This window comes from Acinetobacter harbinensis, assembly GCF_000816495.1.
GTDB lineage: Bacteria > Pseudomonadota > Gammaproteobacteria > Pseudomonadales > Moraxellaceae > Acinetobacter > Acinetobacter harbinensis.
Map to the genome: position 1 here is coordinate 45,043 of NZ_JXBK01000003.1, position 5,813 is coordinate 50,855.

General features: G+C 36.9%; 4 protein-coding genes and 5 pseudogenes. 3 read left to right on the forward strand and 6 right to left on the reverse strand.

Translation table 11 applies throughout. The features are described 5' to 3' along the window. Positions 1-92: 92 nt before the first annotated feature. The gene (locus SE27_RS13155) at positions 93-587 is read right to left on the reverse strand and encodes an NAD(P)H-dependent oxidoreductase (protein WP_406564552.1); all 495 of its coding nucleotides are present in this window, start codon (positions 585-587) and stop codon (positions 93-95) included. 6 nt (positions 588-593) lie between these two features. On the opposite strand from SE27_RS13155, the pseudogene SE27_RS13160 reads away from it, so the two are divergent. Then, positions 594-786, forward strand: a pseudogene (locus tag SE27_RS13160) (DDE-type integrase/transposase/recombinase); the annotation flags it as partial. 16 nt (positions 787-802) lie between these two features. Here SE27_RS13160 and SE27_RS14010 read toward each other — a convergent pair. The 3 genes and pseudogenes from SE27_RS14010 to SE27_RS13170 form a co-directional block, all read right to left on the reverse strand. Further along, positions 803-1,000 (reverse strand): annotated as a pseudogene (locus tag SE27_RS14010) (hypothetical protein); the annotation flags it as partial. Between the two features lie 23 nt (positions 1,001-1,023). Next, positions 1,024-1,944, reverse strand: a complete 921-nt coding sequence (locus tag SE27_RS13165) for a copper resistance protein B (protein ID WP_005407396.1) — start codon at positions 1,942-1,944, stop codon at positions 1,024-1,026. Next, positions 1,931-2,248: pseudogene (locus SE27_RS13170) on the reverse strand (multicopper oxidase domain-containing protein); the annotation flags it as partial. The gene SE27_RS13165 and the pseudogene SE27_RS13170, both read right to left, overlap by 14 nt. 75 nt (positions 2,249-2,323) lie before the next feature. On the opposite strand from SE27_RS13170, the gene SE27_RS13175 reads away from it, so the two are divergent. Continuing rightward, positions 2,324-3,532 (forward strand): IS256 family transposase, encoded by a 1,209-nt coding sequence (locus SE27_RS13175; protein ID WP_039624119.1) that lies wholly within the window; start codon positions 2,324-2,326, stop codon positions 3,530-3,532. Positions 3,533-3,568: 36 nt separating this feature from the next. Here the strand turns inward: SE27_RS13175 and SE27_RS13180 are convergent. Together SE27_RS13180 and SE27_RS13185 are read right to left on the reverse strand one after the other, a co-directional pair. After that, positions 3,569-5,140 (reverse strand): annotated as a pseudogene (locus SE27_RS13180) (copper resistance system multicopper oxidase); the annotation flags it as partial. Between the two features lie 89 nt (positions 5,141-5,229). Further along, the gene (locus SE27_RS13185; protein WP_039624330.1) at positions 5,230-5,544 is read right to left on the reverse strand and encodes a hypothetical protein; all 315 of its coding nucleotides are present in this window, start codon (positions 5,542-5,544) and stop codon (positions 5,230-5,232) included. Between the two features lie 148 nt (positions 5,545-5,692). Between SE27_RS13185 and SE27_RS14730 the strand changes: the two are divergent. Then, positions 5,693-5,813 (forward strand): annotated as a pseudogene (locus SE27_RS14730) (DNA-binding response regulator); the annotation flags it as partial.

Genomic DNA, 5,813 nt, shown 5'->3' on the forward strand with positions numbered 1-5,813 from the left:
TATTCATTGTACCTTTAACAGCACTTCATCGGTACAGCATAAAAGTGTTACTGACCTGGCAATGAGGCGCAGTATTTAATACCATCCAGCATTTATAAACTGCGCTGATTTACACGCTTGGACAACTCTTCAGCCGATTCCTTGCGTTCAGAATAACGATCAGTCAGGTATTTGCTTTGACCACGAGTCAGTAGAGTGAACTTAAATAACTCTTCCATGACATCCACAATCCGGTCATAGAAAGCTGAAGGCTTCATTCGTCCATCTTCTTCGAATTCCAAGAAAGCTTTCGGAATTGAAGACTGATTTGGAATGGTGATCATCCGCATCCACCGCCCCAAAATACGCATCTGGTTCAGGCTGTTAAATGACTGTGATCCACCACTGACTTGCATCAAGGCAAGGGTTTTACCTTGGGTAGCACGGATTGCTCCTCCTGCAAGTGGAATCCAGTCTATTTGTGATTTAAAAATGGAACTGATAGAACCATGACGTTCAGGTGAACACCAGACCATACCTTCAGACCATGCAAGAAGCTCATGCAGTTCTTTTACTTTTGGATGCTCAGTATCCGCATCTTCTGGCAAAGGAAGGCCCCACAAGTGATAGATACAGATAAAGCACACATATGGAGGTGCTTTGTCACGGTTAAAATGGGAAAGAAAATGTCCACCAGATCTTGAGTACAGGCAGGTTAAGTATAAAAATAACGTGATCGAATGTAATCATGGCAAGCTAAAGCGGATCATTAGGGCCACTTTAGGATTCAAATCGATGAAGACGGCTATGCCACATGCATCTATTCAGATGGCATTAAACACCGATGATGTACAGACGAAGTAGTAGCAGCCGATCCTACTAAAAGAATAGCAAACGATAAAAACAGCGATAAGCATGTTTTTAACCACTGCATAAAAATAGACCAAAAATTAAGCTTTTTTAGTTTTACAGATTCGAAAATAAATAGTAATAATTCATGAATAGTAGCCGAAGCTACCATTCATGAATCCAAATCATACTATTTTAAAAAACTAATTCGATGCCTGCACCATATTTCCACCCTTTTTCGGAATTAGTAGCCTCTTGCATAAAAGTATCTTGCTGTCCTTTTTCATACTGATAAGCAATATCAATAAAAGGTTTAAATCGCTTAGTAATCTCATATCTAGTTTTGATACCAGTTTTTAGTTCTGATAAACCTGATTTTGCAGCATAGTTAGAATCATCGCTAAATATTACATCTGCTTCGATATAAGGTTGAGTAATAAGTTTCTGAGTTAAAAGCAAATCACGTTCTAATTCAAAACTTGCTCCCCAAAAATTATTCTCACCGCCATAAAGATATGCTTGTGTTTCAAAGAAATAAGGAGCTAGACCTAATATACCAATAACCCCATCCACTCGATCGCTGCTGCTGTTATTTTTATCTTCACTATATCTTACCCCAGCTTGTACATCCCAAAATGGGGCTACGTTACGGCTATAAAGTGCTGATACAGCATATTTTGGATCATTACTTTCTGACTTTTCCGAATTGGCTTCAATAAATAGACGATTTTCATCTGTTCCAATTAAAGTTTCAAACTTTGTTCCTAGGTTGCCCTTACCGTCTTCATCAACCATCCATTCATTTTCAAATTTTGTCGTTTGATAAATTTGTCCACCATGTTCTTTAAGATGATTGTCATGAGGTGAGTTAGAGTTCTCAAGCGCAATCTGGACACTCTTATCCCCCATATTCGCATTTTCCATTGAATAATATTCTGGATAACGCTCTTGAAGGGAATACTTTAATCCTCCAGATTCCTGTAAAAGAATTTTCATATTTTTTGTAATATTACTGTCTTGTACAGGAGTTTCATTTTTAGCGAACGTTAGATTTGATAATCCAAATAGCGCAATCATCAAAGTTGTTTTTGAAAACAAATTATTAGTGATGTGCATGTGGATTTACTCCCTTCTCATTTACTTGGGACTGAGGAACAGTCTTTGTAGAATTACCATCTTCCACTTGAGCTACAATGAGTTTATTCATCATTCCTGCACTCATATGGTAAAGCAGGTGACAATGAATAGCCCACTCACCTAACTCATCAGCTGTGAGTAGAGTGGTTATCGTTTTCCCAGGTGGAACAATTACCGTATGTTTGTTTGGCATATTGCTTGGATCCTGACCATTCTCAAGCTGCATAAACATGCCATGTAAGTGCATTGGGTGAGCCATCATACTGTCATTGACAAATTTTAAGAGACTGTTCTAAATTTTGTGTAAGTACTTAATTTTCATTTATCCTCATGAGGATAATAAAAAGAGGTACTTCACATGGATGAAGCAACAATCAAAAGTATGGCGGCTGAACTGGCTAAAGGTCTAAAAACTCCTGAAGATTTAAACCAAATGACAGCAGTCTTCAAAAAGTTCATGATTGAAACAGCTCTCAATACTGAGCTCTCTGAACATTTAGGCTATGAAAAGCATCAACCAAAGAAAGGTTTTAATGCTCGTAATGGTTTTAGTTCTAAAACCGTTTTAACACAAGATGGACAGCTTGCATTAGATATCCCTCGTGATCGGAATGGATCCTTCGAGCCTCAGATTATCAAGAAACATCAAACTCGTATTACGAGCATGGATGATCAGATTCTTTCGCTATATGCCAAAGGAATGACGAATAGGGAAATTGTTGCCTTCTTTAAGGAAATGTACGATGCCGATGTGTCTGCATCCCTGATTAGTAGAGTCACTGATGCTGTCATTGAGCAAGTTTCAGAGTGGCAAAACAGAACGCTCGATAGCCTTTACCCTGTTATATATTTAGATTGTATTGTTGTAAAAGTGCGCCAACATTCAACTGTTATCAATAAATCTGTTTATTTAGCTTTAGGCATTAATATGGATGGTCAGAAAGAACTTCTTGGTATGTGGATTGCCCAAACAGAAGGTGCCAAATTCTGGTTATCCGTTATGACAGAACTTAAAAATCGGGGTGTACAAGATATTCTTGTTGCATGCATAGATGGATTAAAGGGCTTCCCTGATGCTATAGCCTCTGTTTATCCTCATACTGACATTCAACTGTGTATCGTACATGTTGTACGTAATAGCTTGAGATTTGTGAGCTGGAAGGACTACAAGGCTGTAACATCGGGCTTAAAGGCAATTTATCAGGCAAGTACAGAAGAAAATGCTTTAAAAGCTTTAGATATATTCTGTGATCAATGGAATCACCAATATCCTAAAATAGGACAATCATGGCGCGCGAATTGGGAAAATATCCGAACAATCTTTACTTACCCAGCTGAAATACGTCATGCAATTTATACAACAAATGCAATTGAGTCGTTGAACAGCGTTATACGGCACTCAACCAAAAAGAGAAAAATATTCTCATCTGATGATTCAGTGAAGAAAGTGATTTACTTAGCAACATCAAATGCTGCTAAGAAATGGACGATGCCAATTCAAAATTGGCGTTTAGCAATGAATTGGTTTACGATTCACTTTGATGATCGACTAAAAGGTCATTTATAAAAAATGGAACTTACACAAAATACGGTACAGGCTCAATTTTAAGCGAATACGTTCACCATACTTCACCACTAGTGGGTCGGCTTCATTAAATTTTTTACCATTTATTGTCCAAATATAACGCTCCATGTTTCCACCAAGACGGATCTCTATTTCACGTTCAGCTGCACGAGTGTCTTTTTGAGGATCTAACGATTGCAAATCACTATATTGCAATGCTTTATTACCTTCAGGTGTTGAAGCATTTGCCCATCCAAATACGGTATTATCATTCTTGTCTGAAGCCGCCTTAACAGTAGCGCTATTCATCGGCATATCATGATCCATACCTTTCATAGAAGACATATCATGATCCATACCTTTCATAGAAGACATATCATGATTCATATCTTTCATAGAAGACATATCATGATCCATACCTTTCATAGAAGACATATCGTGATTCATGCCTTTCATAGAAGACATATCATGATCCATACCTTTCATAGAAGACATATCGTGATTCATGCCTTTCATAGAAGACATATCATGATTCATTCCCATATCTTCCATAGTCAATAAAGAACGAGGACGAGGCTTAGGCATCTCAATTTGTTTTACAGGTGAGGTATTTTTATCATGTAAGGTTCCAACCGAAAATCCAGTACGATCAATAGATTCAGCTTCGATTTGATAATGGGCTTGTTTCGGTTCAACAATGACATCATAAGTTTCAGCAGTACCTATACGGAACTCATCTACAGGAACAGGTTTTACAGGTTGACCATCGGCACTTACCACTGTCATTTTTAAATTTGGAATTCGTACATCAAAAAATGACATTGCGGAAGCATTAATAAAACGAAGGCGAACTTTTTCACCAGCTTTGAAGTTACCCGTCCAATTTTGCTGAGGTGTCTTGCCATTCATTAAAAATGTATAACCAGTCACATCGGACATATCTGTTTTCAGCATTCGCATCTGATTCCACATAGAACGGTCTTGCCAAGTCGCTTTTAGCCCATCACGTTTAACTTGTTTTAATACATCGAATACTGTTTCGCGGCGGTTCTGATAGTAGTCTGCTTCTTTTTTAATATTTTTCATAATTTGATCACTTGTCGAATTATGAAAATCAGAAAGCAAAACAACGTAATCTTTATCGGTTTTTTCAGCAGCTGTTAGTGGAGTTTTATCTTTAGGATAAATAACAAAAGCACCATATAAACCGTCTTGTTCTTGTCCTTTACTATGTGAATGATACCAATAAGTACCATTTTGGCGGACTTTAAACTTATATTCATAAGTTTTATTAGGGGCAATGCCATTAAATTTGTTAAATCCAGGTACACCATCCATAATTCCAGGTAATAATAAGCCATGCCAATGGATTGAAGAGTCCTGATTTTTTAACTTATTGTGAACACGGATAACGGCCTCATCACCTTCTTCAAATTCAAGAAGTGGTGCAACGAATTTACCATTTACAGTAATTCTCTCAACTGGTTTTCCTGTGATATTTACAGTTTGTTCAGCGATTGTTAAATCATATTCTTTAACTGCCGCCATTACCCAAGTTGATGAAAATAAACCAACTCCAATTAAGAGTATATGACTTAACTTTTTTGACATTCTATCTCACCTTTAGAAAGGTCAAGATTGAAGTAATAAAGCAAATATTTAGTATAAACTTTAATACTTCTTTCTCGCTATTTATAAAATTATTTATTGCTACTAGGCATATTCATCTTTGAATGATCCATTTTAGAATGGTCCATATTCATCATGGAATGATCCATTTTCGACATATCAGAGGAATTTGCCGCTTGCTGTTGGCTAGGTTCTTGCTGAACCTTATTATCCTTGTTCATCTTACAAGGTTTAGAACACGGCTCTTGTGCTTTTTTTGCAGTTGTCACAGCATTAGATTTCGAATTTGATAGATCTTTTGCATCATTTGCCCAAGATTGAGTACCTGCGATTAATGCTCCCATGCACACTAAAGTAGTTAAGCTACGACGCAATACAGTTTTCATAAGTTTCTCTAAAATTAAGTTTCTTCGTATTACAATAAAACGCTTCACCGAACATCTGAGTGACTTGAAAATGACATTTTTGTAATCTATCTCAATCTTGGGTTTTATAAAGTTATTATAGGTTTAATGAATGACTTAGGATTCTGAGATGAGAATATTATTGGTTGAAGATGAACAAAAAACTGGTGACTATCTCAAACAAGGTTTATCCGAAGCGGGTTATATTACCGACTGGGTTACAGATGGATTAACAGGTAAACATCAAGCTC

Coding starts and splice junctions, on each gene's coding strand:
- SE27_RS13165 (WP_005407396.1), bottom strand. CDS start 1,944: ATGCACATCACTAATAATTTGTTTTCAAAAACAACTTTGATGATTGCG.
- SE27_RS13175 (WP_039624119.1), top strand. CDS start 2,324: ATGGATGAAGCAACAATCAAAAGTATGGCGGCTGAACTGGCTAAAGGT.
- SE27_RS13185 (WP_039624330.1), bottom strand. CDS start 5,544: ATGAAAACTGTATTGCGTCGTAGCTTAACTACTTTAGTGTGCATGGGA.